Source organism: Clostridium sp. JN-1, assembly GCF_003718715.1.
GTDB lineage: Bacteria > Bacillota > Clostridia > Clostridiales > Clostridiaceae > Clostridium_AV.
Map to the genome: position 1 here is coordinate 2,096,065 of NZ_CP033465.1, position 26,440 is coordinate 2,122,504.

Consider the following 26,440-nt stretch of genomic DNA (forward strand, 5'->3'; position numbering starts at 1 on the left):
ATAAGCCAATTGCTTTAAATGCATTAGCTTATTTACTCTTTAATAAAGGGTTATTTTTTTTTTTCTCTTTTGCTAAATCCACTTGATTCTCTATAAGTTTGTTACTAAGATTCATAACTTTATATTTAGCAGATTGCAGTTCAAATTTTAATTGTTTATTTTGTACTATTATTTCCTTATTTTCTTTCATGTACTTCTGCGCTGTTTCCTGAAGTGTGTCCATTTCCTTCATTACTTTATTTATGTACTCTTCTTTTTGTTCAACATATTGTGCATTAGTATTATTTTTTAACTTTAATTGAAGTTCTGCATTATATTCTTCTAAATGTTTTAGCTGTTTTTTTAATGATTGAATTTGTTCCTCATAATCTTTATTTTTTTTATCTGCATCATTAAATTTACTTTCAAGTAACTCACATTTTTTCTTTTGTTTAAACATATCATCAACTATATTTACAGCCGACAAAATTGCTGCTGATGCTGTACTCAATTTACTATTACTTTCAGCTATATTTTTAACCTTTTTATCTACATAAACTGCTACCTTATGTAGGTATTCTTCTTGTTCATCACCCTTTAGGTTATATTCCACTCCATTAATTTTAACTGTTACAACGTTCATAAGAACACCTCTTAGATAAATAGTATATTACAACTCCATTATTACCATTTTATCATAAAACCTGAATATGTTAAACACCTATATTAACCTTAACACATAAATTTTGAAAGAGTTTCATTACATCTAAAGAAACTCTTTCAAAATCTAATTTCAATTATCTTAAAAATCTATATCGCAGCTATCTAAGTTGTGCTCCCAACTTGTTTTCCAAGGTTCTTGTAATTTTATCATGTACTTTATTTACTTCGGAATCCGTTAAAGTTCTCTTTTCATTTCTATATACCAAAGTAAATGCTAAACTCTTCTTTTTATCTGGTATCTGTTCTCCAGCATACACATCAAATAATTTTATACTTTCTAATATTCCAGAACCTTGTTTTCTCATTATATCTTCTACATCTTGAACAAGTATATCTTCATCTATGACAATTGACATATCTCTTGTTGCAGCTGGGAACTTAGGCAAATGCTTATACTTAACATCTAAGTTTGCATACTTATAAAGTACATCTAAGTTTAACTCTGCAATATAACACTTTTCATCTATTCCATAATTCTCAAGTACATCAGGATGTACTTCACCTAAAACTCCAGCTAAGTCCTTCTTCAAATACAAGTTGGCAGTTATTCCCGGATGGAAAGTAGGATTTTCGCTTTCTCTTTTTAAGGAATACTTTTCTATTTTAAGTGCTTCCAACAAATTTTCTACTGCACCTTTTAAGTTAAAATAATTTACTCCGCCATAAATTCCTATAGTTACAATATTCTTTTCTTCAGGAAGTTTACTTGAATCTTCATTAGGTATATACACTTTGCCAATTTCAAATAATTTTGCACTTTCATTATTTCTAGAATAATTTCTACTAAGTGCTTCCATCATTGAACCTATTGTTGTAGTTCTCATTATACTAAAATCTTCACCTAGTGGATTTTTAATAGTAACAACTTTTCTCAAATCACTATCCTCTGGAAGAAGTATTTTATCAAATACCTTTGGACTTATAAATGAATAACTTATAGATTGATTAATTCCGCATCCTATTAATGCTTCTATAACTTTATCGTCAAGATGCTGTTTTCTATTTTTACCACTTCTCATGCTGACACTTCTTATCATTGTACCTTTTATCTTGTTGTATCCATAAATTCTTGCTATTTCCTCAGCAGCATCTTCCTTTATATTTATATCAGATCTAAATGTAGGAACATTTATGATTAACTTTTTATCTTCTATTTCAGTCTTCAATTCCAATCTATCTAAATATTCTTTCATATCTGCTATGCTAATTTCAGTACCTAGAAACTTATTTACCCATGTTGAATCAACTTCTACCGTATGTGGAACAACCTTTTTGGGATATATATCAATAGTTCCCATGCAAACTTCTCCTGCTCCTAATTCTTCAACAAGGCTGCAAGCTCTATTCATTGCAATTTCTGCTAGATTAGGATCTAAATCTTTTTCAAATCTTGATGAAGCCTCTGTTCTAAGTGCCAACTTTTGAGAAGAAACCCTTATATTTGTACCATCAAAATTTGCGCATTCAAATATTATAGATGAGGTATCATCCTTAACTTCTGAATTAAGTCCGCCCATTATTCCTGCAAGTCCTATAGTTTTCACTCCATCTTTTATAGTTAAAACATCTGAATTTAAAACTCTTTCCTGTTCATCTAATGTTGTAAACTTTTCGCCGTCAGCTGCTCTATCAACTACAATTGTCTTAGTAGATATTTGCCTTGTATCAAAAGCATGCATTGGTTCTCCAATTTCCAGCATAACAAAATTTGTTATATCAACGATGTTATTTATAGGTCTTACTCCTGCTTCCAAAAGTCTATCCTGCATCCATCCTGGAGACTGTTCTATTTTAACATTTTTTATTTCTCTTGCCATATACCTTTTACAAAGGTCATCATTTATTTTTACATTGAATTCGTGAGTTATATTGTCATCACATTTTGCTGTATAATCTAAATTTGGCATCTTATATTTTAAATTTAATGTCGCTGCTGTTTCTCTTGCTATTCCCACTGCACTTAAGCAGTCTGGTCTATTTGATGTTATTTCAAAATCAATTACAGCGCTTGTAATATCTAAAACATCTTTTATATCTTTTCCTATAGATGTATCTTTAGGCAGTATCATAAGTCCATAAACTGGTTTGTCTCCAGCAATACCCAATTCTTGCTCAGAACAGAACATACCATTTGACATTACGCCTCTTAATTTACCTTTTTTTATTTTAACACCGCCGTGAAGTACTGAACCATGTAATGCAACTGGAATTATATCTTGTTCTTTCATATTTGTAGCAGCAGTAACTATCTGCAAAAGTTCTTCTTTGGCTATATCAACCTGACATATTGACAGTCTATCTGCATCCGGATGTTTTTTTATCTCAACTATTTTACCAGTAACTACATTTTTTATTTCATCACCTGTTATATCTACACTTTCAACTTTTGATCCACTTAAAGTTAGACTATCTCCAAGTTCTTTAGGTGAAATTTCTATATCAACGTAATCCTTTAGCCATTTAACTGGAACCTTCATTAATAATCTCTCCTTTTTTAAACTACTTTCGCATATTTTATCATTTAAAACTAAAATTGATTTAAAAATCTCATATCACTTTCATAAAGCTGTCTTATATCATCGAGTCCATATTTAAGCATAACCATTCTATCAACTCCAAGTCCAAAAGCAAAACCGCTGTATACTTCAGGATCTATTCCGCAGTTTCGCAGTACCTGCGGATGTACCATACCGCATCCCAATAATTCTATCCATCCTTCACTTTTACATACTCTGCACCCTTCACCATGGCATACAAAACATGTAACATCCATTTCTGCTGAAGGTTCAGTAAAAGGAAAATGATGAGGTCTAAACTTAGTACTTATGTTATCACCTAACATTTTTTTAGCAAAAGCCTCAAGGGTTCCCTTTAAATCTGCAAATGTTACTCCCTTATCAACAACAAGACCTTCCATTTGGTAAAATATAGGTGAATGAGTTGCATCCACTGAATCCGAACGATATACCTTTCCCGGGGCTATCATTTTTATAGGTGGTTTCTGCTTTTCCATAGTTCTTACTTGTATTGGAGAAGTTTGAGTTCTCAAAACTGTATTGTTATTTATATAAAAAGTATCTTGTTCACCTCTTGCAGGATGATTTTTAGGAATATTTAAAGCCTCAAAATTATAATAATCAAGTTCTACTTCAGGTCCTTCTTCAATGGTAAATCCCATACTTGTAAATGTCTCTTTCATTTGGTCTAAGGTTTGTTCTAGAGGATGTCTTTTGCCTAAATTTTGTCTTATTCCAGGCATTGAAATATCAACAACTTCATTTTTTAACTTTTCATTTTTTTCTTTATCTTTGATGTTTTTTAAGGATTCCCCCATAGCATTTTCTAATGATGTCCTTATTTCGTTAGCCATCTTCCCAATTATAGGTCTTTCCTCTTTTGATAAATCCTTCATACTTCTAAGTATCTGTGTCAATTCGCCCTTCTTACCTAGATATTTAACTTTAATATTATCAATGTCGGAACTATTTTTAACATTTTTCAAGCATTCAAGTGCATTGTCTTTTATGCTTTCTAATTTTTGCTTCATTTTAGTTTCTCCTTCCTTATGCTTTTATAAATAAAAAAAGTCCATCCCACAATAAGGGACGAACTTATATCCGCGTTACCACCCAGTTTAATGTCAAATACAATTAAATGACATTCACTTTAAAAACTTATCGATTTTAACCGCTGACTGCTAATTTATTTCACAGCCAGAACTCAAGAGTGAACTTCAATACATATTTTTTTAAAAAGGCTTTCAGCTCATACCTTCTCTCTCTTAAAAAAAGCATATATTTACTCTCTCCATCATAGTACTTAATTTATATTATAACTTATTATTTTTTTATTTTACATATATATATCGAAATTGTCAATATATATTTATTTGTCCAGCTGTCTAACTATTTCAAACATCATAATTGCTCCTGCTGTGGAGACATTTAATGATTCTGCATTTCCCGGCATAGGTATTTTAACTTTGGTATCTGCTAAATTTAAAATTTGGCTGCTTACACCACTGCCTTCATTACCTAAAGCTATTATAACCTTTCCTTGTAAATTCAAATCATAAAAACTTTTATCTGCATCGAGTGAACTTACTATAAGCTTAAAACCACTTTTCTTAAGCAAACTTAGTTTTTCTAAATTTTCATCATATATTATTGGTATATGAAAAATAGATCCCATAGTTGCCCGGAGTGTCTTTTCATTATAAATATCTACTGTTCCCTTTGTAAGTATAACACCTAATGCATCTGCAGCATCTGCTGTTCTTATGATTGTTCCCATATTTCCTGGATCTTGTACTTTATCTACTAATACATAAAATCCAGTTTCATTCTTAACGTTTATTTTTCTATTTTCAACTAAAGCTGCTATACCCTGTGGATTATCTGTATTGCTTATATAGTTGAATAATTTATCTGTTAGCAAATAAACTTTAGTATAATCGCAAACTTTTAATTGAAGCTTAAGATCATTCCATTTGTATTGAACTTTTTCATTTAAAAAAATTATGGGAACATCAAAATTAGAACTCAGTGCTTCGCTTACAAATCTAAATCCTTCTATCAAAAATTTATTTTTTTTGGTTCTATACTTTTTTTCACTCAATTTCTTTGTTTCTTTTATTAGATTATTGTCCTTACTATAAATTTTATCCATACAATCACCTATTTAATCGATTATTTTACATCTTGTTTCATTTTCTTTATTTCTTCTTCATTTCCTATAGCTACAAGTATATCCCTTTCAAAAATTTTATAATCTGCATCAGGTGACACTTCTATATGTTCATTCCTTTTTACTGCTATTATATTTATTCCATATTTAGACCTTATATCTAATTCAGATAAAGTTTTATTATTCCATTGTTTATAAACTAGTATCTCTGCTATGCTGTACTCTGGTGATAATTGTATATAATCGAGTATATTACTTGCAACTAACTTGTGTGCAACTCTTACTCCCATATCCATTTCTGGAAATACTACTTTATCTGCGCCTATCTTATACAGTATCTTAGCATGTAATTCACTATTTGCCTTAGCCATTACATATTCAACTCCACATTCTTTGGCAAGTAAAGTAGCCATTACACTATCTTGAACATTTGCTCCCATACCAATTATTGCAACATCAAAATTTGATATTCCAAGCGATTTTAATGCTTCTTCATCAGATGCATTAACTTGTACAGCATGAGTAACATAGTCAGCTATCTTTTCTACTGCCGTTTCATCTATATCTAATGCTAATACTTCATTTCCTAGTTCATACAGAGTCTTGGCTACTGCACTTCCAAACCTGCCTAATCCTATAACTAAAAATTGTTTCTTACTCATTTTATCCCCTCTATCCAATTAATATTTTATCCTTAGGATACTTTATCTTATTAGGAGAATTTCTCCTTGACAGTGCTGTAGCAACTGTAAGCGGTCCCATTCTTCCACAGTACATAGTTATAATTATCGCTATCTTACCAACTGTACTAAGTTTTGTGGTAAGTCCCAACGTAAGTCCTACAGTTCCAAATGCAGAAATAACTTCATATAAAATATACTCAAGTGAAGCTCCTTTTTCTGTAATGCACAGTATCATTGTAACGATAACTACCAATGTTAGCGAAATTGCAGTTAGAGCAAAAGCTTTGTATATTCGAACTTTATCTATTCTTCTCTTAAATATTTCAGTATCACTTTTACCTCTCACTACACATAAAACTGTCATAACTAATAACGCTAAAGTAGTCGTCTTAATTCCACCTGCAGTTGATCCAGGTGATCCTCCTATAAACATCAGTATTATTGTTAAGAATCTACCAGCAGTTGTCATATCCGAAGTTGAAATTGAATTAAATCCTGCAGTTCTTGGTGTTACTGAAGCAAAAAAAGACGATAAAGCTTTATCCTTAAATATCATATTTCCCATAGTAGCATAGTTATTATATTCAAAGATATACATCAATATTGATCCACCTATTATGAGTATCAATGTAGTTGATATAACAACCTTTGAATGAGTTGACAGCTTTTTAGTACGTCTGTATTCATATATTTCACTCCACACAAAAAATCCAAGTCCTCCAATAACTATAAGTGATCCAATTGTTAGAATTATTACAGAATTATTATAGTATGATGTTAAACTTCTAAATCCGCCAAATAAATCAATACCTGCATTACAAAAGGCAGATATTGAGTGAAATATACTATAGTAAATACCCTTTTTTATTCCAAACATCGGAATAAACTGAGTTGATAATATCAAAGCGCCTATTGATTGAACAGAAAATGTAAATACCAGTATATATCTTGTCATTTTTACAATACCTTGTAACTTAAAGAGATTCATTGACTCCTGCATTACTATTCTCTGCTCAAAATCAATTTTTCTCCTTGCAAGAAGTGCAATTAACGTTGCTATAGTCATAAACCCTAGCCCGCCTATTTCAATTAGAAATAAAATCACAGTTTTTCCAAAATAACTCCAATGTGTTCCCGTATCTACAGTAACAAGCCCTGTTACACATGTTGAAGATGTTGATACAAATAAACAATCTATAAAATTAGTACTTTTATGGCTCACAGAGGCTATTGGCAGCGATAATAAAATAGCTCCAAGGAAAATCACTATTATAAATTCTAAAGCAAGTACCTGCACTTGGGTAATTTTAATCCATTTATTAATCTTAACCATCATAATAATTACCAACCTTTACACATATTATACACTTTTCCCGTAAAAAAAAATACAGCAAAATGCTGTACTTTTATGTAAATAACTTTTATATTATGCATTTAATTGTTTCTTTGCTATATCTACTAAATTAGTAAATGCCTTTGGATCATTTATAGCTATTTCAGAAAGCATTTTTCTATTTATATCAATTCCTGCAGTTTTTATTCCATTCATAAACTTTGAATATGAAAGACCATTCATTCTAGTTGCCGCATTTATTCTTGCTATCCAAAGCTTTCTGAAATCTCTCTTCTTTAGTCTTCTTCCTACATATGCACTTCTAAGTGCTCTTATTACTGATTCATTAGCAGTTTTAAATAACTTGCTCCTAGCTCCATAGTAACCTTTCGCAAGTTTTAAAACTTTTTTATGATATTTACGTGCATTTACTGCCCTTTTTACTCTTGCCATTTTAAAGACCTCCTTCTACAACCAATTATTATACGTAAGGCATTAATTCTTTCATCGTCTTTTCTTGAGTTGATGAAACATATCCAGCTTTTCTTAAATTTCTCTTAGTCTTTGCACTCTTTTTTGTCAATATATGACTCTTAAAAGCTTTTGATCTCTTTAATTTACCTGTTCCCGTAACTTTAAATCTCTTTGCTGCACTTCTTTTTGTTTTCATTTTTGGCATAATAAATTCCTCCTCTCAATTATGCTTTCTTATGTGATAAAACCATTATCATATTTCTTCCTTCTAATTTAGGAGTCTTTTCTATAACACAGATATCTTCAAGTTTGCTATAAAATTTATTCATTATCTTTTTACCTATAAATGAGTAATCAGCTTCTCTTCCCCTAAATCTAATAGTAACCTTTACTTTATCTCCTGCTATCAAAAATTTTCTTGCATTATTTGATTTAATGGCTACATCATGTTCTTCTATAGTAGGACTTAATCTAACTTCCTTTATGTTTATAACTTTTTGTTTCTTTCTGGCTTCTTTATCCTTTTTAGCCTGCTCATAAATGAATTTTCCTAAGTCCATTATTTTACAAACTGGTGGTTTAGCATTTGGTGATATTAAAACTAAATCCAAATCACTTTCTTCTGCAATCTTAAGTGCTTCCTTAGATGACATAACTCCAAGCTGCGAACCATCATTTGCAATAACTCTTACCTGTTTTTCTCTTATGCTTTCATTAATAAGAAAATCTTTATTAATAATTTTCACCTCCTAGGTGGTTTTAATTTAAAATTAACAAATAAAAAAAAGGACGACTTATGCCGTCCTTAGAATTACGAATTCAAAAATTCTATCAACCTTACTAGCTGTGCTGTAAGGTGAGAAACGGCTGTTTCTTCTTAACATAGGTTATTATATAACTATTTTATTCATAAGTCAATAACTTTAATCAATTGTACTAACTTTTTTATCTATTTCATCTTTTATATTTGCTATGAAGTCTTTCAATTCAACTGTTCCAAGGTCTCCTTGTTTTCTACTTCTTACAGTAATATTACCTGATTCCATTTCTTTTTGTCCTAATACTAACATATAAGGAACCTTTTGAAGTTGAGCTTCTCTAATCTTATATCCTATCTTTTCATTTCTTAAATCAAGTTCAACTCTTATTTTGTTTTTCTTTAATTCAAGTGCTATTTTCTTAGCATACTCAATTTGATCATCAGTGATATTCATAATTTTAACTTGAACTGGTGCAAGCCAAGTTGGGAATGCTCCTGCATAGTGTTCTGTTAATATTCCTATAAATCTTTCTATAGATCCAAATACAACCCTGTGAACCATAACTGGTCTGTGCTTTTCTCCATCTGCACCTATATAAGTTAAATCAAATCTTTCTGGCATCTGGAAATCTAATTGAATTGTTCCGCACTGCCATGTTCTTCCTATACAATCTTTTAAGTGGAAGTCTATCTTAGGTCCGTAGAATGCTCCATCGCCTTCATTAATTTTGTATTCCATTCCAGCTGCATTTAACGCATCTCTTAAACCCTCAGTTGCTGCTTCCCAATCTTCATCGCTTCCCATTGAATTTTCTGGTCTTGTAGATAATTCAACAAAATACTCAAATCCAAATACCTTATAAAAACTATCTATAAGTTTTATAACATTTAATACTTCATCTCTTATATTGTCTTTAGCTAAGAACATATGAGCATCATCTTGAGTAAAGCATCTTACTCTCATAAGTCCATGAAGTGCGCCTGATTTTTCATGTCTGTGAACAATTCCCATTTCAGCATATCTTATTGGCAGTTCTCTATATGAGTGTATTTGGTTTTTATATACAATTATTGCACCTGGGCAGTTCATTGGCTTTATAGCATAATCTTCATCATCTATTTTTGTGAAATACATATTTTCTTTGTAATGATCCCAGTGGCCGGATTGTCTCCAAAGTTTTTCATTCAATATTACAGGAGTCATTATTTCATCATATCCAGCAGCTTCATGCATTTCTCTCCAAAAGCTTTGTAAAGTATTTCTTATTATCATTCCCTTTGGATGGAAAAATGGGAATCCTGGTCCTTCTTCATGAATACTAAATAAGTCAAGTTCTTTTCCTATTTTTCTATGATCTCTCTTTTTAGCTTCTTCCATCATCTTTAGATATGCTTCAAGATCTGATTTTTTCTCAAATGCAGTTCCATATATTCTCTGAAGCATCTTATTTTTTTCATCGCCTCTCCAATAAGCACCTGCTATTGAAAGAAGTTTTATAGATTTTACTTTGCCAGTTGATTTAACATGAGGTCCTGCACACAAATCTACAAAATCTCCTTGTTTATAAAAAGATATTACTGCATCTTTTGGTAAATCTTCTATTAATTCAACCTTGTATGGTTCCTGCTTTTCTTTCATAAGTTTTATAGCTTCTTCTCTTGGTAATTCAAATCTTTCAAGATTTAAATTTTCCTTAACTATCTTATTCATTTCAGCTTCAAGTTTTTCAAGTATTTCAGGTGTAAATGAAAATTCTGCATCAAAATCATAGTAAAATCCATTGTCTATTGCTGGTCCTATAGCTAACTTTACATCAGGATATAATCTTTTAACTGCCTGTGCAAGAATATGTGAAGCAGTATGCCTTAATATCCACTTTCCATCTTCATCTTCAAATGTCAATATTTCAAGCTTACAATCATTATTTAATTCACCCATAAGCTCTGCTCTTTTACCATCTATTTTTGCTCCAATAGCTTTCTTTGCAAGAGATGAACTCAACTTAGAAGCTACTTCTGATACCTTGGTTCCATTTTGAACCTCCATAACACTATTATCTTTTAAAGTAATCTTTATCATGACTATCTCCTCCTATTGTAATTTATAGTAAATAATTTATATACAAAAAACACCCGTCCCATATATGGGACGAGTGTAGATCGCGGTTCCACCCAACTTCAACAAATAAAACATTACAATAAATAATGCTTATATAATTGTCATCTCAAATCTTTAACGCAGATATGCGGAAATACCTACTAAAATTCAGTATTCAACTCAAAGGTGGTTTTCAACAATACTTACCTAAAAAATCTTGCAGTCAATGGATTTTTCTCTCTTAAAGCAGTTTATTATTTACTCTTCCTTTTCAAAGTCTTTATTCAAAAATAAAAAAACTCATCCCAAAACATGGGACGAGTATAGATCGCGGTTCCACCCAATTTGATAATAGCTAAATTAAAAAACCATTATCATCTCAAGATCATTAACGCAGATTCACGGAAATATCTACTAAAGTTCAATATTCAACTCAAAGGTGGTTTTCAATAATACTTACCTAAAAAATCTTGCAGTCAATGGATTTTTCTCTCTTAAAGCAGTCTATTATTTACTCTTCCTTTTCAAAGTTTTTAACATTTATTGAAACTATTATATTGCTTGAATTTACATTTGTCAATAGCTAAAATCAAAAAATTAACTTTTTATTTTGCTGTCAATCAAACGAGTAAATCTGTCTTCTGTACACTTACACATATCACATGAAGTACAAATACTTACCTTGTTTTCAAAAATATTTTTTATCGTATCTATAAATTCATCATTTTCCGAGTTTTCCACACAATGAATCACTATACTTTTAGGGCAATTTGTTATGAGTACACCTATCAAAATATCTTCCATATTAGAATTTTGTTTGTATTGAATCTCATCCAAACCATCTAGTAATTCTTGAGTTATATCTTTACCTTTATTATCTTTTAATAAATACTTACCGCTCTTTGTAATTATTATATTTATCTCATCTACTTTGCTGTCTTGAATTTCTACAAAATACTTTAACAGCTTTATAAAATCATCATATTCCCTTTCTGCCATATACTGTTCCACAACTTTATCAATAATACTCTCTAAATCATCTTCAAGTTCCTTCATTCTAAAAGTTATAAAACCATCTATGTTAATTTCTCTATTTTCATTTATACAATCAATAATTTTATCTACTATTATATTTTTTTTGTTCATACAATATATAAAATTTTGATCAAAATTATAGTCACATCCTTTTAATATGCTTTCACTCTTTTTCATAACCTCATCTATTTCATCATACTTTAAAAAAAAGTATGTATCTGATAAGAAGTTTAATAAATATTTATCATAAAATTCATCTATAAGCACATTATAAATGGCCCCTGCAATATTCATTTTAAATAGGTTATAAGCTTTTTCATTTAAATCTCCATCACAAAATATTTTTACGAAGTGAGTATTAGACTGTATACTTTCTGAAATTCCTATAGTATAGTTTTTTTCTTTAAAATATCGTACTACATTTTCTATATCATATATCAAATTTTCTCTTTTATCATCATATATAATAGTGATTAGTAACACATAACACACTCCCTTCTTGAAATTAGTATGTGTGTAAACAAAATGTATATACAAAAACTTATTTGCAAATATCGACAATAATAATATAATAAGTTATGTTTATTACTAATTTTAAATAGGAGTGATTTTATGTATGTAATTGTAGATTTTAGAACTGATGTAGAAGAGAGAAACAGCCTTAAAAACTTAGGATATGACTTACTAATATGTCCGCCATCTAACTTACTTTACGATGCAGTATGTGGTCATCCTGATATGCTTTTAAAAATTATAGATAATGACAAAATTTTAGTACATAAGAACATGGATAAAACTTTTATATCTAAACTAAAAACTCTAGGATATAAAGTTTTTTTATCAAGAAATAATTTATGCAGTGAATATCCAAATGATATTATATTAAATAGTGTAAATTTAAATAATATATTTATACACAATCTTAAATATACAGATCCCAATCTTTTAACTTTCATGGAGGGGAAAAAGAAAATAAGCGTGAAGCAGGGATATACTAAATGTTCTACAGCTGTTGTAAATGATAAAGCCATAATCACAAGTGATTTATCCATATCAAATGCCTTGAAATTAGAAGGTATAGATATTCTTCTAGTTCCACCCGGTGACATATTACTTCCAGGACTCGACTATGGATTTATAGGTGGGTGCTGTGGAATTATAGCACCAAATACCATGGCTTTTTATGGTGACCTTTCTTATTATAAATACGGAGAAAAGGTGCTTGAATTTTTACATAAGCACCATGTCAATCCTGTATTTTTAAGAAGTGGAAAACTTGTAGACAGGGGAAGTCTATTCGTAATCTAATCATAATCAAGCTTTTACATAAATTATTGCTATAATGAAGATAATATATAATACAGCATTAAATGATAATCTTTTAGCTGATAAATGACTTCTTTTTAAAGTCAGCCATATTAACAGAATAGCTATAAAAGTTATAATTGCTGAAATTATAAGAGATTTATCAAGCATCCACGGTGTAAAAAAAATACCTAATGCACTGGGCACTGTAGCTTGAATCATCATGGATCCACTAATATTTAAAAGAGCTAAATTTTCTTTACCCTGCCTTACCCATATAACTGCGTTTAATGTTTCAGGCAGTTCTGTTGCAATTGGGCTTAATAGTAAAGAAACCATCTGAGGTGCCATTCCTAATGAAACACTTAGAGTACTCACATTATGCACAAACATTTGTGAACCAATAAAAATAAATACAAGTGATCCTATGGTTTGACCTAAGATCAACGCTTTATTAGGATTCATAACTTTAGGGCTTAATTTTAATGGCTCTAGTTCTTGATTAACTTCAATTGTATCAGCATTCATCTCTCTATAGAAGTAAACTCCATACGCTAATAGAAATAAAATTCCAAACCACGGTTTTATTGAAAAAGCCACAAGACCTAGACCAATTTTAAATATAAAAATACACATAAACCATACTTGATCTCTTGCTAACTTCTCACTGTCAAACTTAATATCTTCTCCAGATTTTCTCTTGCTGCTGAATATAATTATACTAATTCCAACAACAGCATATGCAATTGTACTCAAAACAAGGGGTCCTCCTAAGGCTGAGCCAATACCAATATCTTTTTGACTTGAATTTGCTCCAAATACTACGGCTATAAATGTCACGACACTTTCAGGTAAAGCTGTACCAAAGGCTGCCAAAATAGAACCTACTGCACTTTGAGAAATGTTAAAAGCTTTACCTACCCATTCAATTCCATTTACAAATAATTCACAGCTAAAATAAATTAGAAGTGCTGCAGTAATCATAACTAAGATTGTTACTATCATTTTTTCCCTCCTTAAGCAAAAAAAATAAAAAGACCTTTAGCATATTAAAAATATGCCAAAAGTCTCGTTTCGCATTTTTGCGGATATTGCCAGGTTTATAACCACTATGTTGACAATATCTATTAAACTACTCCCTTTTGTGGGTATATGTATATATATTAACTTATTAAAGTATACTAAATTCATTTCATTATGTCAATGAACTTTTATTTAAAGTGCTATTAAAACAGTTTAGCACTAACATTCAATCTACAATTACTATTCAAAAAAGTCTTTGTGAGAAACATCAATGTTATTACTTGCACTTATCTTTAAGTTAAAGCTTCCACTTGCATTTTGCCCAACAATTCTAACAATATATTTTCCACTATTAGGTGTAGTAAAAGTTATATTTCCTTTATCATTTAACTCGTTCTTTTTAGCCATAATGTTATAATTCTTATCTAATACCACAATATAAAATTTACCTTTATCAATTTTTGTGTTATCACTTATAGTTATTTTGTTTCCTTTATCCGAAGTAAACTCCATTAAAGACCACTTACCTGTAAACTTGCCAAAATCAAAGCTTTCACTATCCTTGGTACTTATCTCATTTTTTTTAGAATAAAAGCTCTTTTCTGTTTCTTCTTTACTTGCTAAATAGTCATTTGAAAATTTACAAAATGAATTACTTTTATATAACGTTACTCCTGTTCCCAGGACAATTATTATTGCTGAAAAAATAACAATAAGTTTATTTCTCTTTCTCATTCCACTACTCCTTTAACTTTTTTAATATTAATATGCTAAACCTTTAGAGCACATTATGAAACTTTTTTTATGACAAATTCAAAGGTTTTAACAAACAATAAAAATAGCCTACACAGTTAACTCTCTTACAAGTTACTGTATAAGCTACTTTTTAAATCACCGATATTAATTTGGAGGCGCCACCCAGATTTGAACTGGGGGTAAAGGTTTTGCAGACCTCTGCCTTACCACTTGGCTATAGCGCCATATAAAATGGAGCGGAAGACGAGATTCGAACTCGCGACGTTCACCTTGGCAAGGTGACGCTCTACCACTGAGCCACTCCCGCAACAAATTGGTGGCCAGACCAGGAATCGAACCAGGGACACGAGGATTTTCAGTCCTCTGCTCTACCGACTGAGCTATCTGGCCAAATTGGCGACCTAGAAGGGGATCGAACCCTCGACCTCCGGCGTGACAGGCCGGCACTCTAACCAGCTGAGCCACTAGGCCGCATTAATAAATTCTGATGGTGGGCACAACAGGGCTCGAACCTGTGACCCTCTGCTTGTAAGGCAGATGCTCTCCCAGCTGAGCTATGCGCCCATATCTTTTTTAAACCACCATCTAAACTTAACAATAACAACGTCCCCTTAAGGACATTGTTATTATATAATAATTCCTTTATATTGTCAACGCTCGAAACGCATAAAAAATATTGCGATGCAATATTTTTATATTATCTACTTGCAGCCTTAAGTATTCTCCCTATATCTTCATGTGTGAATTCATATGACTTATTACAAAATTCACATTTTAATTCTTCAGTTTTTCCATCATCATATATATTCTGCAAATCTTTCTTACCTATACTCATAAGAACTCTTTCAACTCTTTCTCTTGAACAATCACATCTATAAGTTGGGTGCATACTGTCTAATATTTTTAAATCCATACCTTCAAATATGAATTCTAAAATTTCTTCTACAGTCATTCCCTTTTCAATTAAACTAGTTATAGAAGGTATTTCTTGAAGCCTATAAGTAACTAAATCTGCTGTAAGTTCACTTGCTCCAGGCATCATTTGTATTATAAATCCACCAGCTGCCTTTATACTCAAATCTGTATTTACTAATACACCAACCCCTACTGCTGATGGTGTCTGTTCTGATACAGTAAAATAATAAGCAAGATCATCACCTATTTCTCCAGTATATATTGGGACTTGGCCAACATATGGTTCCTTAAGTCCCATATCTCTTATAACTGCGAGATTTCCATTTTTACCTATGGCACCACCAACATCAAGTTTTCCTTTTTCATTAGCTGGAAGTTCTACATTTGGATTTCCAATATAGCCTTTTACGTGAGCATCCTCATAAGAAGTAACAACTACTCCTTTAGCCTCTCCTCCTCCTGATATTTTTAAAGTTAAACTATCTTTATCCGATTTAAGCATAGAGCCCATGATACTTCCTGCTGTAAGCATTCTTCCAAGTGCAGCTGCAGCTGTTGCACTGCATTTGTGAATTTTCACGCCTTCATTTACAAGCTCTGTAGTTATGGCTGCTATTATTCTTACTTCCCCATTATTAGCAGTAGCTTTTACTAATTTATCATCCACTTTATCAGTTTCCTCCTAGTTATCTATTTTTGCAATATAGACTATTCTTTCTGTAGAATCATCTATAATATCTTTTTCATAGTTATCCATAACTTTTAATATTTTCAATCCTGCCTCACTTAAAAATGAACGTATTTTATCATCCTTATATGCCCTCTCCATATGTTGTTCTGTAAATTTTCTATACAGTTCACCTTCTCTTACAAAGAATGTCAAATACATTTCTACAATATCATTTTCAAAACAGTTTTCCCATATATAAGTTACATTTTCATCATCATAATCATAAATATTATTCCCCAAAATGTTTGAAAGCTTATAATACGAATTTATATCAAATATAAATATTCCATCTTCTTTTAAATGATAAGCTGCCTTTTTTAAATATCTTATCATATCTTCTTCTTTCAAAATATAATTAGTTGAATCAAGGCAGCAAGTTATAAGATCAAACTTTCTATTTAAATTTAATTCTGTCATGTTCTGACACACCATCTTAACTTTAAATCCATCTTTTCTTAACTTTATGTCAGCTTCTGTTAGCATGTCATAAGATAAATCTACAGCCCATACATCTTTAAAATATGGAGCCAATTTTTGAGTCAAGTTACCCGTACCGCAGCCCAAATCCAAGTAATGCTTTCTATTTATATTAAACTCATCACAAATATCCAATATGACTTTAGACCACTTTAAATAATCTATGTCAGCATTTATGAGTTCATCATATATGTGGGCAAAATCTCTATAGCAATCCATTCCAATCAATCATCTCGCTTCAAATAAGTATTTACTGCATCATTAATTAATATTATATATTATCTGTATTTAAGTCAATCAATTACTTTAAATACATTAATTGAAGCTTATATTTTAACTAATTTTATTCATATTCTTTCAATATAATTTCATTTTTAGGTATATTAAGTTCTTTCTTCCTCTTAGTCATAATTCCACCGATTCTCCCTGTTTCCTCTGAAGTGAGCGCACTCCATCCATATTTATCGACTTTTTCACTTAATCCAAGTTCATCAGCTATTTCATATTTCATCTTTTCCCTAAGTTTTTCTGCTTCATTCAGTTCTCTATTTGATTTAAGTTTCGCCTTTATTACTTTTTTTAATGGAGTTTTTCCCATATGTATAACACCACCCTCACTTTTAGTATTTATTTTTTACACTAAACCAGCATTTATACCTAATATTATTTTAAATATTATCATGATGTATACAAAATCATTACTTATATAACTCAATGTTAACGTTTAAGCTGGAAATTCTATAAACTTATCTGCCTTGGGTATATGCATACTTTATTTCATATAGTGAGCCAGATGTAGTACACATTATATTTTTTACATATTTATATTTATATAAACTGCTGTTTCTATAGACAGTAGGTGCAATAACAGTATCCTTTGCCAGCAGTATATTTTCAGCTTCTTTAAAATTCTCAAATCTAGCATTGTTTTCAGTTTGAGGAAGAAAAGCTGCACTTTTAATTAAAGAATCATACCTTTCATTAGACCAGTTTACTTTTATAAAATTTGCACCAGTAACCCATATAAATAATTGAGACATAGGATCATTAAAATCAGAAGTCCACATCATAGAAGCTAGTTCATAATCTCCTGAAGATATCTTCTTTTCAAACTCATCCCAAGGAACATATTCTACCTTTATATGTACTCCTAAATTTTTTTCATACATATTCTTAAAAAATTCAGCTATTTTCCTTTGTTCATAATCTTTTCCAGGCTGGAGGTAAGTTATGGTTATACTTGATGGATTACCTTTAAATCCTATTTCTTTTAATCCTTGTTCAAAAAGCTTTCTAGAACTTGTACTCGCTTCCTTTAGTCCTTTTATAGGATCTAAACTTACCTTGCTTCTAAAATATTCATCTCCTATTTGTATTGAAGGAGGAATTAATCCATAAGCAGGCTTATGTACTCCTTTCCATAAAGTCTTAGATACTTCTTCTCTATCTATTGCAAGTGAAAAAGCTTTTCTTATATTTACATTTTTAAAATACTCATTATTTTGATTAAATACTTCAAAATCTGATATGGGTTCTTGGACAGTTATTACATCAAATTTATTCTGCTTATTTAATCTATTTTTTAAATCAGGTTGTATAATATTTGCAGCATCAATAGATCCATCTGATATCTTCGAATATGTAGTATTATTTTCTTTTAAGATTTTCATATTAACTTTTTGAAGTTTTACAGAATTTTTATCCCAATAATTTTCATTTTTAATTAGTTCAACTCTGTCTCCATATATCCATTGTTTTACTTTAAAAGGCCCACAAAATAAAGTTGTATCACTATTTAAAGCATATTTATTCGAATATTTCTTTACAATGTCCTCCCTCTGAGGCTGCATTATTGAAAAACAAGTTAAATTTAAGAAATAAGCACATGGTGCTCCCAAGGTTATCTTTAAAGTCTTATCATCTAATGCCTTTACAGCAACAACATCAGATGAAATATTCGAATTTGAAGTATTATAATCTTTAGCTCCTTTTATAATATATAAGAGAAATGCCTTTTGGGAATTTGTCTTTGGATCTAATGTTCTCTTTATACCATACTCATAATCCTTTGCTGTTACTTCCTTTCCATCCGACCACTTATTATCTCTTAAACGGAATGTCCAATTCAATCCATCTGGCGTGACATCATAGCTTTTTGCTCCAGCCGGCCTTACAACTTGTTTTCCATTTTGATCCCTTTCAAGTCTTGTCAAAGATTCATTTACTTCAGTTAAAACTTGAAGAGATGATGTATCATAATTTTTAGAAGGATCTAACCCTTGAGGGTCACCATCTAAAGTTAAGTTCAAGTATTGATTTTTATCAACAGGTGCTGTTTCATTTTGTTTATGTGAACAGCTGCTAAAAGAGAAACTTATTAAAACTGCAAATAAAATTAGTAATTTCTTTTTACTTAACAAGCATTTTCCCCTCCTTTTATGGTATTATTATAAGAATAAATTGAATGAATTATTTGAATTCTATACCTTAATTCTATACCAACTTAACTAAAATAAAACATAAAATGTTAAAATCCTACTATTTTATGTTTATATTACAAATTGCAGTTATATTAAAAAAGTATATATTTTTATCTATTTGAGCTATATAATATATAATAAAAAGTATTTTAGGAGGTATTAGTATAATGAGATACAATGTAGCAGTTGTTGGATGCACGGGAATGGTTGGAAGAAAGTTTCTAGAAATATTAGAAGAAAGAAATTTTCCGATAAATGAAATTTATTTTTATGCATCTTCAAGATCTGCAGGTAAGTTTTTAAATTTTAAAGGAAAAGATATAATAGTCGAAGAATTAAATGAAGAAAATATTAAAGATAAGAAAATAGATTTTGCTTTATTCTCAGCTGGTGGAAGTGTAAGTAAAAAATATGCCCCTATTTTTGTTAAATATAATGTTACTGTTATAGACAACAGCAGTGCATGGAGGATGGACAAAGAGGTACCTCTCGTTGTTCCAGAAGTAAATCCAGAAGATATAAAGTTTAATAAAGGTATAATAGCAAACCCAAATTGCTCTACAATTCAAGCAATGGTACCTTTAAAGCCTCTTAAGGATAAGTATGGAATAAAAAGAATAATATATTCTACATATCAAGCTGTGTCAGGAGCAGGTATGGGTGGATATAATGATTTATTAGAGGGATATAAAAATGTTCCCCCCCAAAAATTTCCTTATCCAATAGCCGGCAATATTTTACCTCACATTGACGATTTTTTGGACAATGGATATACAAAAGAAGAAATGAAGATGGTTGATGAAACTAAAAAAATACTGCATGATGATACTTTAAAAATAACTGCTACTACAGCAAGAGTTCCAGTAGCATATGGACACAGTGAAAGTATAAATGTTGAACTAAAAAAAGACTTTGATATAAAAGATATATTTGAATTATATAAAAATGCTCCTGGTGTAATATTGAAAGATGATGTAGATAACCTTGTTTATCCAATGCCTATTGATGCAGCAGGTCATGATGAAGTGTATGTTGGAAGAATTAGAAGAGACTTTAGTGTAGATAATGGATTGAATCTATGGGTAGTAGCTGACAACATAAGAAAAGGTGCTGCTAGCAATGCTATTCAAATAGCTGAATATATAATAAAAAATAAATAATTTAACTTACTATAACTTATTGTTCTATTTAAATCATATATTAACTAGAACAATAAGTTAATAAATATTAAATAAAAATATGAAGAGGTGTTTTTTATGAGTTTATTCAAAGGTGCTGGTGTTGCCATTATTACACCATTTAATGAAAGTGGTGTAGACTTTGAAAAATTAAAAGAGTTACTAGAGTGGCATATAAAATCTGGAACTTCTGCCATTGTAATATGTGGAACTACTGGAGAAGCTTCTACTATGACAGAAGAAGAAAGAAAATCTACAATAAAGTTTACAGTAGATATTGTAAACAAAAGAATACCTGTTATTGCAGGTACTGGCAGTAACAATACTAAAGCAGCTATAGAAATGAGTAAATGGGCTGAAAGCATTGGTGTAGATGGTGTATTGGTAATAACACCTTATTACAATAAAACTACTCAAAAGGGACTTATAGAACACTATAAAGCTATATCATCAAGTATTAAAATTCCTATAATAATATATAATGTTCCTGGAAGAACAGGCTTAAACATTCTTCCTAGTACTTTAAAAGAATTGTGTGAAATTGATAATATCGCTGCAATTAAGGAAGCTAGCGGCAATATAAGTCAAATAGCTAAAATAAAAGCTCTTTGCAAAGATAAACTCGATATTTATTCTGGAAATGATGATCAGATAATTCCTATTCTTGCTTTAGGCGGTATTGGTGTTATATCTGTACTTTCAAACATAATTCCAAAAGATGTAAACGATATGTGCCAGCTGTTCTTTGATGGTAAAGTAAATGAGGCATTAAAAATCCAATTAGATTCTCTTGCCTTAACCAATGCATTATTTATAGAAACTAATCCTATACCTATAAAAACTGCAATGAATATTTTAGGTATGAATGTAGGAAATTTAAGACTTCCTCTTTGTGATATGACCGAATCAAATTTAAAAGTTTTAAAGGCTGAACTTAAAAATTATGGATTATTAAAATAGTTACTTTGTCCAAGTAGGAGGTTTTTTAATGATTAAAATTATATTAAATGGATGTAATGGAAAAATGGGGAAGGTAGTATCAAATTGTGTTAGTAACTTTCCAAATTTAAATATAGCTGCAGGCATAGATAAAAATACTCAAGAGTCAACTTATCCTGTTTTTTCTGATATATCTAAATGCACTATAGAGGCTAATGTAATTTTAGATTTTTCAAGACCAGATTCATTAGATGGTCTTCTAAAATACTCTGTAGATAAGAAAATCCCAATTATCTTTTGTACAACAGGATATAGTGATGAACAACTTTCTCAAATAAAAGAAGCTTCAAATAAAACTGCCGTATTTCGTTCCGCAAATATGTCAATAGGTATAAATGTTATAAACAATGTTTTAAAAAATATAAGTGCATTTTTATACAATAGTTTTGACATTGAAGTTGTAGAAAAACATCATAATCAAAAGGTAGATTCTCCAAGTGGTACTGCACTTTTACTTGCAGACACTATAAAAGAATCAATTCCTGAAGAAACTACTTATGTACACGGAAGAAATGGTACAGCGAAGAGAAAGCATGAAGAAATAGGAATTCATTCAATAAGAGGCGGAAGTATAGTTGGAGAACATGAAATCATTTTTGCAGGACAAGGTGAAACCATAGAAATAAAGCATACTGCTATTTCAAGAGAAGTATTTGCAATTGGTGCACTTAAATCTTGCGAGTTTATGGCTAATAAAGAAAAAGGTTTTTATTCAATGGATGATGTCATAAATCAATAATAAAAACAGAGGACAGAGGACAAAGGACAATGAAGGATGATTTTTCTCCGCTGCGCTGCAAAAAATCTTTAATTTTAAAACTCGAAAACGTACCTAGATTTATGTAATAAAATAGGCCCTATAAAATGGACAGTTATAAAAAACGTACAAAGCACCGTTTTTAACTGATTTTGTTTTACAGGGTCTTTTTTTGTTGTAAACTATTTTAAAGGAGCTGATTACTATAGGGAAAAATTATAAAACTGTAAATATATTAATACGTGATCATGGTATTTCCCTAACGAAGAAAACCCTTATTCATTCTGATCAAGAATGTCACTATACTAGTATTAAGTTTCAAGGGCTTATACTAGAAGAAGAAATTTAGCAATGTTTTGCTTCAGCAAAACGAGCTATTAAAAATTTAATTAAAGATTTTTCGTAAGCTTAGCGGAGAAAAATCCTCCTTCTCTGTCCTATGTCCTCTATCTCCTGTCCTCTAAAAAATGCTTTGCATTTTTTATAATGCTTTTCTTATCCTGTCTAGAGCTTCTTTCAATTCTTCTATACTATATGCATAAGAAATCCTTATGTGTCCTTCTCCTTCACTTCCAAAAGCACTGCCTGGAACTACCGCTGCCCTAGCTTCTTTCAAAAGTTTTTCACAAAATTCTTCACTTGAAGAACTAAATTTTTTTATTGAAGGAAATATGTAAAATGCACCTTTAGGTAAATTAGTTTCAAATCCCATATTTACTAGCTCAGCATATACAAAGTCCCTTCTCTTTATAAATTCCTGTTTCATGTATTCAACGTCATTTAAACAGTTTTTAAGTCCTTCATACGCTCCCCACTGTGCTATCGATGATGTACATGAAACATTATATGCATGAACCTTTAATATTCCATTCATGAGTTCAGGTTTTGCACATACATATCCTATTCTAAGTCCTGTCATTGAAAACATTTTGGAAAATCCACTTACAACTATTACCCTATCTTTTATATCGTCAAATTGTGCTAATGAGTAATATTCTTCTTCAAAACACAAAGCACTATATATTTCATCACTTATGACAACAATATTGTTTTCTTTAATTATCTTATGAAGTTTATCCCTATCTTCTTTTGATAAAACAGCTCCTGTTGGATTACATGGGTAACACAATACCATTATCTTAGGATTTTCCTTTTTAATCAACTTTTCCAAGTAGTCAAAATCTATACTATAGTCTTCATTAAATTTATAATTTAATATTTTTCCACCTAAAAGTGTAATGCAGCTTTCATAAGCTGGATATGCAGGATTTGGTATAAGTATTTTATCATTTGGATTTATCAATGCTGAAAATACTGACATCAATCCCTCACTTCCGCCAACTGTAAGGCATACATCTTCTGTATCATATTCTATGCCCATAGTTTTTAGATACTTTGAAATTTCTTTCCTTAATTCTATTATACCTGCATTGGCTGTATATGTAGTTTTATTATCATTTATAGCATCAATCATAGCCTTCTTTATCTTATCAGGAACATTAAAATCCGGCTGTCCTAATGTAAGTGATATAGACCCTGGATACTTTGATACCTTATTGAAAAACTTTCTTATACCTGATATTTCTATTGCATTTACTTTTTGAGATAAAAAGTCGTTATTCATAAAAATTCCTCCAATAATTAGTAAGTTTAAAATATTATAATAGAAAATATTTATTATTTATTATATCACTGCCTTTTTATCTTTAAATAAATATTTTTATTTAAAACTTTAATTAGTTGACTATATTTATTATAATAGTATTATTACTTTAAAAAATATAGGAGGTTGTCCACATGAGTTATGATTTAACTAATCCATATGAAATAGCAAGATACATAAAGGAATCTAAGAAATCAACTCCAGTAAAAGTATACTTAGAAGGGAATCTTGATGGATGTGACCTTGGAAATATAGAAAGTTATGAAGGCGGTCCTAAATTTTATATATTATTTGGAGAAGCAGAAGAAGTTTCTAGCTTATTAGCTAAAAATAAAGATAAGATTAAAAAATTTAGAGTAGAATATGACAGAAGGAATTCTGCAATCCCACTTATAGATCTTACAAAAATAGACGCAAGAATTGAGCCGGGTGCAATCATAAGAAATAAGGTTAAAATTGGAAAAGGCGCTGTTATAATGATGGGCGCTGTTATAAATATAGGTGCTGAAATTGGTGAAGGTACTATGGTAGATATGAACGCCGTAGTAGGTGCAAGAGGCAAACTTGGTAAGAGAGTTCATCTTGGTGCAGGTGCTGTAGTAGCTGGTGTACTTGAGCCGCCTAGCAAATCACCTTGTGAAATAGGCGATGATGTTTTAATAGGTGCAAATGCTGTAATACTTGAAGGTGTAAAAATAGGCAAAAACTCTGTAGTTGCTGCCGGTTCAGTAGTTGTAGAAGATGTACCTGAAGGAGTAGTTGCTGCAGGAGTTCCTGCTAAAATAATTAAAAAAGTTGATGATCAAACTAAAGGCAAGACACAGCTGCTTGATGACCTTAGAAAATAAAAACAGAGGACAGAGGACAATTGACAGAGGACAGTGAAGGTTGATTTTTTGCTAGCGCAAAAGAATCTTTAAATTTATATAAGTTAGCAATGTTTCGCTTTAGCGAAACGAGTTGTCAAAAATTTAATTAAAGATTTTTCGTAAGCTTAGCTGAGAAAAATCCTCCTTCACTGTCCTCTGTCCTATGTCATCTGTCATCTAAAAATGCTTGTCATTTTTCTCTGTTATGATATTTGCTTTTCATCTTGATTTTTACTTTCTGGTTTTTCACATGTTTCACTTGTTTTGGGTTCATCATCACTTTCTTTATTTACTTTTTCCATTTTTGAAATTGAAACTTCATATGCCATCTTTTTCAATACTTCAGTATCAGATATTCTCTTTTGGTATTCTCTACTTTGAAGTCTTCCCCATACCCTTATATTATCACCAACTTGCAAGTTTTTACAGAATCTTGAATTCCTTCCCCATGCTATTGTTGGTATGTAATCTGACTTATTATATGATCTATTAACTGCTAAAAGCATATCTGAAATTTCTCTTCCAAAAGGAGTTGTCCTATAGATAGGCTCCTTACAGATGAAACCATCCAAAAATATTTGATTAGGATTTCTACTCTTTTCTTTGCAAAAATCAATATTTCGTACAAAAACTGTCAGTATCAATCTATTAGCCCCATTTATAAATTTATTATAAGATCTGAGCTGTCCTTCTATGACAAGTTGAGAGCCAACCTTTATTTCCATTTCGCCAATTAACCTCTCTGATATAGTCACAAACAACTTGTCTTTTGTACTACTTAATCTTGGGACTTCAAAATAAAAAGTATAAAATCCCTCTCCGTACATTTCATGGCTAAATTCTAATTCGGAAATCACTTCTCCTTCTAAATAAATTTTATTATTCAACATTAAATTATCCATTTTAACCCCTCTCTCCATTAGTTTTTAAATTACCTCATCACCATATAGTTATTCACAAAACATATAAAATATACTAAAAATCATTAAATTAAAAATTATAAGTTTTATCTTACACATAAATTATTGATATCCTTACCCTCTATAAGGCTTATAGTGATTCCAACCATAGCTGCATATAACTCATTATCATTATTGAAATTCATTTTAACTGGTATTTCAAGTGGTTCAAGTATCTTATTACCGCAAAATAATGTTCTTTGAAGACAGTAAACAAAGCCCTCTTTATCTTTAATACTTGACACAGTAACCGTATTCTTACTTCCCAGTCCATACGTTATTATATTTCCATATATATCAATATTTTGATTTTTGCAATCTGCTAAATCCATATTTATTAGACAGTACATACCATTTATAAGTACATCTTTAATACTAGTGTTAGAATTGACTGCGACGTAATTGTAATCATTTTCTTTTTTTATCATGTACTTGCTGAATACTTCTAAATGAATCTCCATTAAACTTAATACTTTAAATAAGTATCCACTAAAAGTTTTACTTGCTCCTATGACAGCTATTGTTTTCATATTCTTACCCCCTTTTATCCGATCAAAT

At 30.5% G+C, this 26,440-nt stretch carries 25 protein-coding genes, 5 tRNA genes and 4 other annotated features; of the genes, 5 read left to right on the plus strand and 25 right to left on the minus strand.

Annotated elements, in window-relative coordinates:
- Positions 1 to 28: 28 nt before the first annotated feature.
- From zapA to ytxC, 11 genes are all read right to left on the minus strand, one after another.
- Positions 29 to 622 (minus strand): cell division protein ZapA, encoded by a 594-nt coding sequence (zapA, locus tag EBB51_RS09930; protein ID WP_123054332.1) that lies wholly within the window; start codon positions 620 to 622, stop codon positions 29 to 31.
- Positions 623 to 800: 178 nt separating this feature from the next.
- Positions 801 to 3,179 carry a phenylalanine--tRNA ligase subunit beta gene (pheT, locus tag EBB51_RS09935; protein WP_123054333.1) on the minus strand — a complete coding sequence of 793 codons (2,379 nt, stop codon included), beginning with the start codon at positions 3,177 to 3,179 and terminating at the stop codon, positions 801 to 803.
- Positions 3,180 to 3,229: 50 nt separating this feature from the next.
- Entirely contained in the window at positions 3,230 to 4,249 is a 1,020-nt protein-coding gene (pheS, locus tag EBB51_RS09940; protein WP_123054334.1) for a phenylalanine--tRNA ligase subunit alpha, read from the minus strand.
- 51 nt (positions 4,250 to 4,300) lie between these two features.
- Positions 4,301 to 4,525 (minus strand) — a binding site (T-box leader).
- A 62-nt stretch (positions 4,526 to 4,587) separates the two neighbouring features.
- A complete protein-coding gene (locus EBB51_RS09945; RefSeq protein WP_123054335.1) occupies positions 4,588 to 5,370 on the minus strand; it encodes an RNA methyltransferase in 783 nt (260 codons plus the stop codon).
- Positions 5,371 to 5,390: 20 nt separating this feature from the next.
- On the minus strand, positions 5,391 to 6,050 hold the full coding sequence (locus EBB51_RS09950) for a TrkA family potassium uptake protein (protein ID WP_123054336.1): 660 nt from the start codon (positions 6,048 to 6,050) through the stop codon (positions 5,391 to 5,393).
- A 10-nt stretch (positions 6,051 to 6,060) separates the two neighbouring features.
- The gene (locus EBB51_RS09955) at positions 6,061 to 7,407 is read right to left on the minus strand and encodes a TrkH family potassium uptake protein (protein ID WP_123054337.1); all 1,347 of its coding nucleotides are present in this window, start codon (positions 7,405 to 7,407) and stop codon (positions 6,061 to 6,063) included.
- Between the two features lie 90 nt (positions 7,408 to 7,497).
- Complete coding sequence (gene rplT, locus EBB51_RS09960; protein ID WP_123054338.1) at positions 7,498 to 7,857, minus strand: 50S ribosomal protein L20; 360 nt, start codon at positions 7,855 to 7,857, stop codon at positions 7,498 to 7,500.
- Between the two features lie 28 nt (positions 7,858 to 7,885).
- Positions 7,886 to 8,083: a 50S ribosomal protein L35 gene (rpmI, locus tag EBB51_RS09965; protein WP_123054339.1), complete on the minus strand. Its 198-nt coding sequence runs from the start codon at positions 8,081 to 8,083 to the stop codon at positions 7,886 to 7,888.
- Between the two features lie 19 nt (positions 8,084 to 8,102).
- On the minus strand, positions 8,103 to 8,624 hold the full coding sequence (gene infC / locus EBB51_RS09970) for a translation initiation factor IF-3 (RefSeq protein WP_123054340.1): 522 nt from the start codon (positions 8,622 to 8,624) through the stop codon (positions 8,103 to 8,105).
- Between the two features lie 29 nt (positions 8,625 to 8,653).
- Positions 8,654 to 8,763, minus strand: a sequence feature (ribosomal protein L20 leader region).
- 38 nt (positions 8,764 to 8,801) lie between these two features.
- Complete coding sequence (gene thrS / locus EBB51_RS09975; RefSeq protein ID WP_123054341.1) at positions 8,802 to 10,718, minus strand: threonine--tRNA ligase; 1,917 nt, start codon at positions 10,716 to 10,718, stop codon at positions 8,802 to 8,804.
- Between the two features lie 62 nt (positions 10,719 to 10,780).
- Positions 10,781 to 11,020: a binding site (T-box leader), on the minus strand.
- A 26-nt stretch (positions 11,021 to 11,046) separates the two neighbouring features.
- Positions 11,047 to 11,273, minus strand: a binding site (T-box leader).
- A gap of 60 nt (positions 11,274 to 11,333) precedes the next feature.
- Positions 11,334 to 12,254, minus strand: coding sequence for a putative sporulation protein YtxC (gene ytxC / locus EBB51_RS09980; protein ID WP_123054342.1), 921 nt, complete (start codon positions 12,252 to 12,254; stop codon positions 11,334 to 11,336).
- A 129-nt stretch (positions 12,255 to 12,383) separates the two neighbouring features.
- Here ytxC and EBB51_RS09985 point away from each other — a divergent pair, with 129 nt between their 5' ends.
- Positions 12,384 to 13,079 carry a DUF6873 family GME fold protein gene (locus EBB51_RS09985; protein WP_123054343.1) on the plus strand — a complete coding sequence of 232 codons (696 nt, stop codon included), beginning with the start codon at positions 12,384 to 12,386 and terminating at the stop codon, positions 13,077 to 13,079.
- 6 nt (positions 13,080 to 13,085) lie between these two features.
- Here the strand turns inward: EBB51_RS09985 and EBB51_RS09990 are convergent, their stop codons facing one another.
- The 11 genes from EBB51_RS09990 to EBB51_RS10040 form a co-directional block, all read right to left on the minus strand.
- Positions 13,086 to 14,081, minus strand: coding sequence for a sodium:calcium antiporter (locus EBB51_RS09990; RefSeq protein WP_123054344.1), 996 nt, complete (start codon positions 14,079 to 14,081; stop codon positions 13,086 to 13,088).
- A gap of 258 nt (positions 14,082 to 14,339) precedes the next feature.
- The gene (locus EBB51_RS09995; protein WP_123054345.1) at positions 14,340 to 14,834 is read right to left on the minus strand and encodes a hypothetical protein; all 495 of its coding nucleotides are present in this window, start codon (positions 14,832 to 14,834) and stop codon (positions 14,340 to 14,342) included.
- Positions 14,835 to 15,005: 171 nt separating this feature from the next.
- A tRNA-Cys gene (locus tag EBB51_RS10000) sits at positions 15,006 to 15,079 on the minus strand.
- A gap of 8 nt (positions 15,080 to 15,087) precedes the next feature.
- Positions 15,088 to 15,162 (minus strand) — tRNA-Gly (locus EBB51_RS10005).
- 7 nt (positions 15,163 to 15,169) lie between these two features.
- Positions 15,170 to 15,245 (minus strand) — tRNA-Phe (locus EBB51_RS10010).
- A gap of 4 nt (positions 15,246 to 15,249) precedes the next feature.
- A tRNA-Asp gene (locus tag EBB51_RS10015) sits at positions 15,250 to 15,326 on the minus strand.
- Between the two features lie 17 nt (positions 15,327 to 15,343).
- A tRNA-Val gene (locus tag EBB51_RS10020) sits at positions 15,344 to 15,419 on the minus strand.
- 133 nt (positions 15,420 to 15,552) lie between these two features.
- Entirely contained in the window at positions 15,553 to 16,437 is an 885-nt protein-coding gene (gene hslO / locus EBB51_RS10025; protein ID WP_123054346.1) for an Hsp33 family molecular chaperone HslO, read from the minus strand.
- Positions 16,438 to 16,452: 15 nt separating this feature from the next.
- Entirely contained in the window at positions 16,453 to 17,196 is a 744-nt protein-coding gene (locus EBB51_RS10030) for a class I SAM-dependent methyltransferase (RefSeq protein WP_123055040.1), read from the minus strand.
- Positions 17,197 to 17,320: 124 nt separating this feature from the next.
- Positions 17,321 to 17,575 carry an alpha/beta-type small acid-soluble spore protein gene (locus EBB51_RS10035; protein ID WP_123054347.1) on the minus strand — a complete coding sequence of 85 codons (255 nt, stop codon included), beginning with the start codon at positions 17,573 to 17,575 and terminating at the stop codon, positions 17,321 to 17,323.
- A 148-nt stretch (positions 17,576 to 17,723) separates the two neighbouring features.
- Positions 17,724 to 19,397 (minus strand): peptide ABC transporter substrate-binding protein, encoded by a 1,674-nt coding sequence (locus EBB51_RS10040; RefSeq protein WP_123054348.1) that lies wholly within the window; start codon positions 19,395 to 19,397, stop codon positions 17,724 to 17,726.
- Positions 19,398 to 19,624: 227 nt separating this feature from the next.
- Between EBB51_RS10040 and EBB51_RS10045 the strand changes: the two genes are divergently transcribed.
- From EBB51_RS10045 to dapB, 3 genes are all read left to right on the plus strand, one after another.
- Complete coding sequence (locus EBB51_RS10045; RefSeq protein WP_123054349.1) at positions 19,625 to 20,617, plus strand: aspartate-semialdehyde dehydrogenase; 993 nt, start codon at positions 19,625 to 19,627, stop codon at positions 20,615 to 20,617.
- 96 nt (positions 20,618 to 20,713) lie between these two features.
- Entirely contained in the window at positions 20,714 to 21,595 is an 882-nt protein-coding gene (gene dapA, locus EBB51_RS10050; RefSeq protein ID WP_123054350.1) for a 4-hydroxy-tetrahydrodipicolinate synthase, read from the plus strand.
- 28 nt (positions 21,596 to 21,623) lie between these two features.
- The gene (gene dapB, locus EBB51_RS10055; RefSeq protein WP_123054351.1) at positions 21,624 to 22,373 is read left to right on the plus strand and encodes a 4-hydroxy-tetrahydrodipicolinate reductase; all 750 of its coding nucleotides are present in this window, start codon (positions 21,624 to 21,626) and stop codon (positions 22,371 to 22,373) included.
- A 499-nt stretch (positions 22,374 to 22,872) separates the two neighbouring features.
- Here dapB and EBB51_RS10060 read toward each other — a convergent pair whose 3' ends face one another.
- The gene (locus EBB51_RS10060; RefSeq protein WP_123054352.1) at positions 22,873 to 24,015 is read right to left on the minus strand and encodes an aminotransferase class I/II-fold pyridoxal phosphate-dependent enzyme; all 1,143 of its coding nucleotides are present in this window, start codon (positions 24,013 to 24,015) and stop codon (positions 22,873 to 22,875) included.
- Between the two features lie 173 nt (positions 24,016 to 24,188).
- Between EBB51_RS10060 and dapD the strand changes: the two genes are divergently transcribed.
- The gene (dapD, locus tag EBB51_RS10065) at positions 24,189 to 24,902 is read left to right on the plus strand and encodes a 2,3,4,5-tetrahydropyridine-2,6-dicarboxylate N-acetyltransferase (RefSeq protein ID WP_123054353.1); all 714 of its coding nucleotides are present in this window, start codon (positions 24,189 to 24,191) and stop codon (positions 24,900 to 24,902) included.
- A gap of 224 nt (positions 24,903 to 25,126) precedes the next feature.
- Here dapD and EBB51_RS10070 read toward each other — a convergent pair whose 3' ends face one another.
- Both EBB51_RS10070 and EBB51_RS10075 read right to left on the minus strand, forming a co-directional pair.
- Entirely contained in the window at positions 25,127 to 25,825 is a 699-nt protein-coding gene (locus EBB51_RS10070) for a single-stranded DNA-binding protein (protein ID WP_123054354.1), read from the minus strand.
- Between the two features lie 104 nt (positions 25,826 to 25,929).
- Complete coding sequence (locus EBB51_RS10075) at positions 25,930 to 26,412, minus strand: hypothetical protein (protein WP_123054355.1); 483 nt, start codon at positions 26,410 to 26,412, stop codon at positions 25,930 to 25,932.
- Positions 26,413 to 26,440 lie beyond the last annotated feature (28 nt).

Bases quoted from the DNA above. Each gene is read 5' to 3' on its own strand.
- zapA (WP_123054332.1), bottom strand. From the start codon at position 622: ATGAACGTTGTAACAGTTAAAATTAATGGAGTGGAATATAACCTAAAG.
- pheT (WP_123054333.1), bottom strand. From the start codon at position 3,179: ATGAAGGTTCCAGTTAAATGGCTAAAGGATTACGTTGATATAGAAATT.
- pheS (WP_123054334.1), bottom strand. From the start codon at position 4,249: ATGAAGCAAAAATTAGAAAGCATAAAAGACAATGCACTTGAATGCTTG.
- EBB51_RS09945 (WP_123054335.1), bottom strand. From the start codon at position 5,370: ATGGATAAAATTTATAGTAAGGACAATAATCTAATAAAAGAAACAAAG.
- EBB51_RS09950 (WP_123054336.1), bottom strand. From the start codon at position 6,050: ATGAGTAAGAAACAATTTTTAGTTATAGGATTAGGCAGGTTTGGAAGT.
- EBB51_RS09955 (WP_123054337.1), bottom strand. From the start codon at position 7,407: ATGATGGTTAAGATTAATAAATGGATTAAAATTACCCAAGTGCAGGTA.
- rplT (WP_123054338.1), bottom strand. From the start codon at position 7,857: ATGGCAAGAGTAAAAAGGGCAGTAAATGCACGTAAATATCATAAAAAA.
- rpmI (WP_123054339.1), bottom strand. From the start codon at position 8,083: ATGCCAAAAATGAAAACAAAAAGAAGTGCAGCAAAGAGATTTAAAGTT.
- thrS (WP_123054341.1), bottom strand. From the start codon at position 10,718: ATGATAAAGATTACTTTAAAAGATAATAGTGTTATGGAGGTTCAAAAT.
- EBB51_RS09985 (WP_123054343.1), top strand. From the start codon at position 12,384: ATGTATGTAATTGTAGATTTTAGAACTGATGTAGAAGAGAGAAACAGC.
- EBB51_RS09990 (WP_123054344.1), bottom strand. From the start codon at position 14,081: ATGATAGTAACAATCTTAGTTATGATTACTGCAGCACTTCTAATTTAT.
- EBB51_RS09995 (WP_123054345.1), bottom strand. From the start codon at position 14,834: ATGAGAAAGAGAAATAAACTTATTGTTATTTTTTCAGCAATAATAATT.
- EBB51_RS10030 (WP_123055040.1), bottom strand. From the start codon at position 17,196: ATGGATTGCTATAGAGATTTTGCCCACATATATGATGAACTCATAAAT.
- EBB51_RS10035 (WP_123054347.1), bottom strand. From the start codon at position 17,575: ATGGGAAAAACTCCATTAAAAAAAGTAATAAAGGCGAAACTTAAATCA.
- EBB51_RS10045 (WP_123054349.1), top strand. From the start codon at position 19,625: ATGAGATACAATGTAGCAGTTGTTGGATGCACGGGAATGGTTGGAAGA.
- dapA (WP_123054350.1), top strand. From the start codon at position 20,714: ATGAGTTTATTCAAAGGTGCTGGTGTTGCCATTATTACACCATTTAAT.
- dapB (WP_123054351.1), top strand. From the start codon at position 21,624: ATGATTAAAATTATATTAAATGGATGTAATGGAAAAATGGGGAAGGTA.
- EBB51_RS10060 (WP_123054352.1), bottom strand. From the start codon at position 24,015: ATGAATAACGACTTTTTATCTCAAAAAGTAAATGCAATAGAAATATCA.
- dapD (WP_123054353.1), top strand. From the start codon at position 24,189: ATGAGTTATGATTTAACTAATCCATATGAAATAGCAAGATACATAAAG.
- EBB51_RS10070 (WP_123054354.1), bottom strand. From the start codon at position 25,825: ATGGATAATTTAATGTTGAATAATAAAATTTATTTAGAAGGAGAAGTG.
- EBB51_RS10075 (WP_123054355.1), bottom strand. From the start codon at position 26,412: ATGAAAACAATAGCTGTCATAGGAGCAAGTAAAACTTTTAGTGGATAC.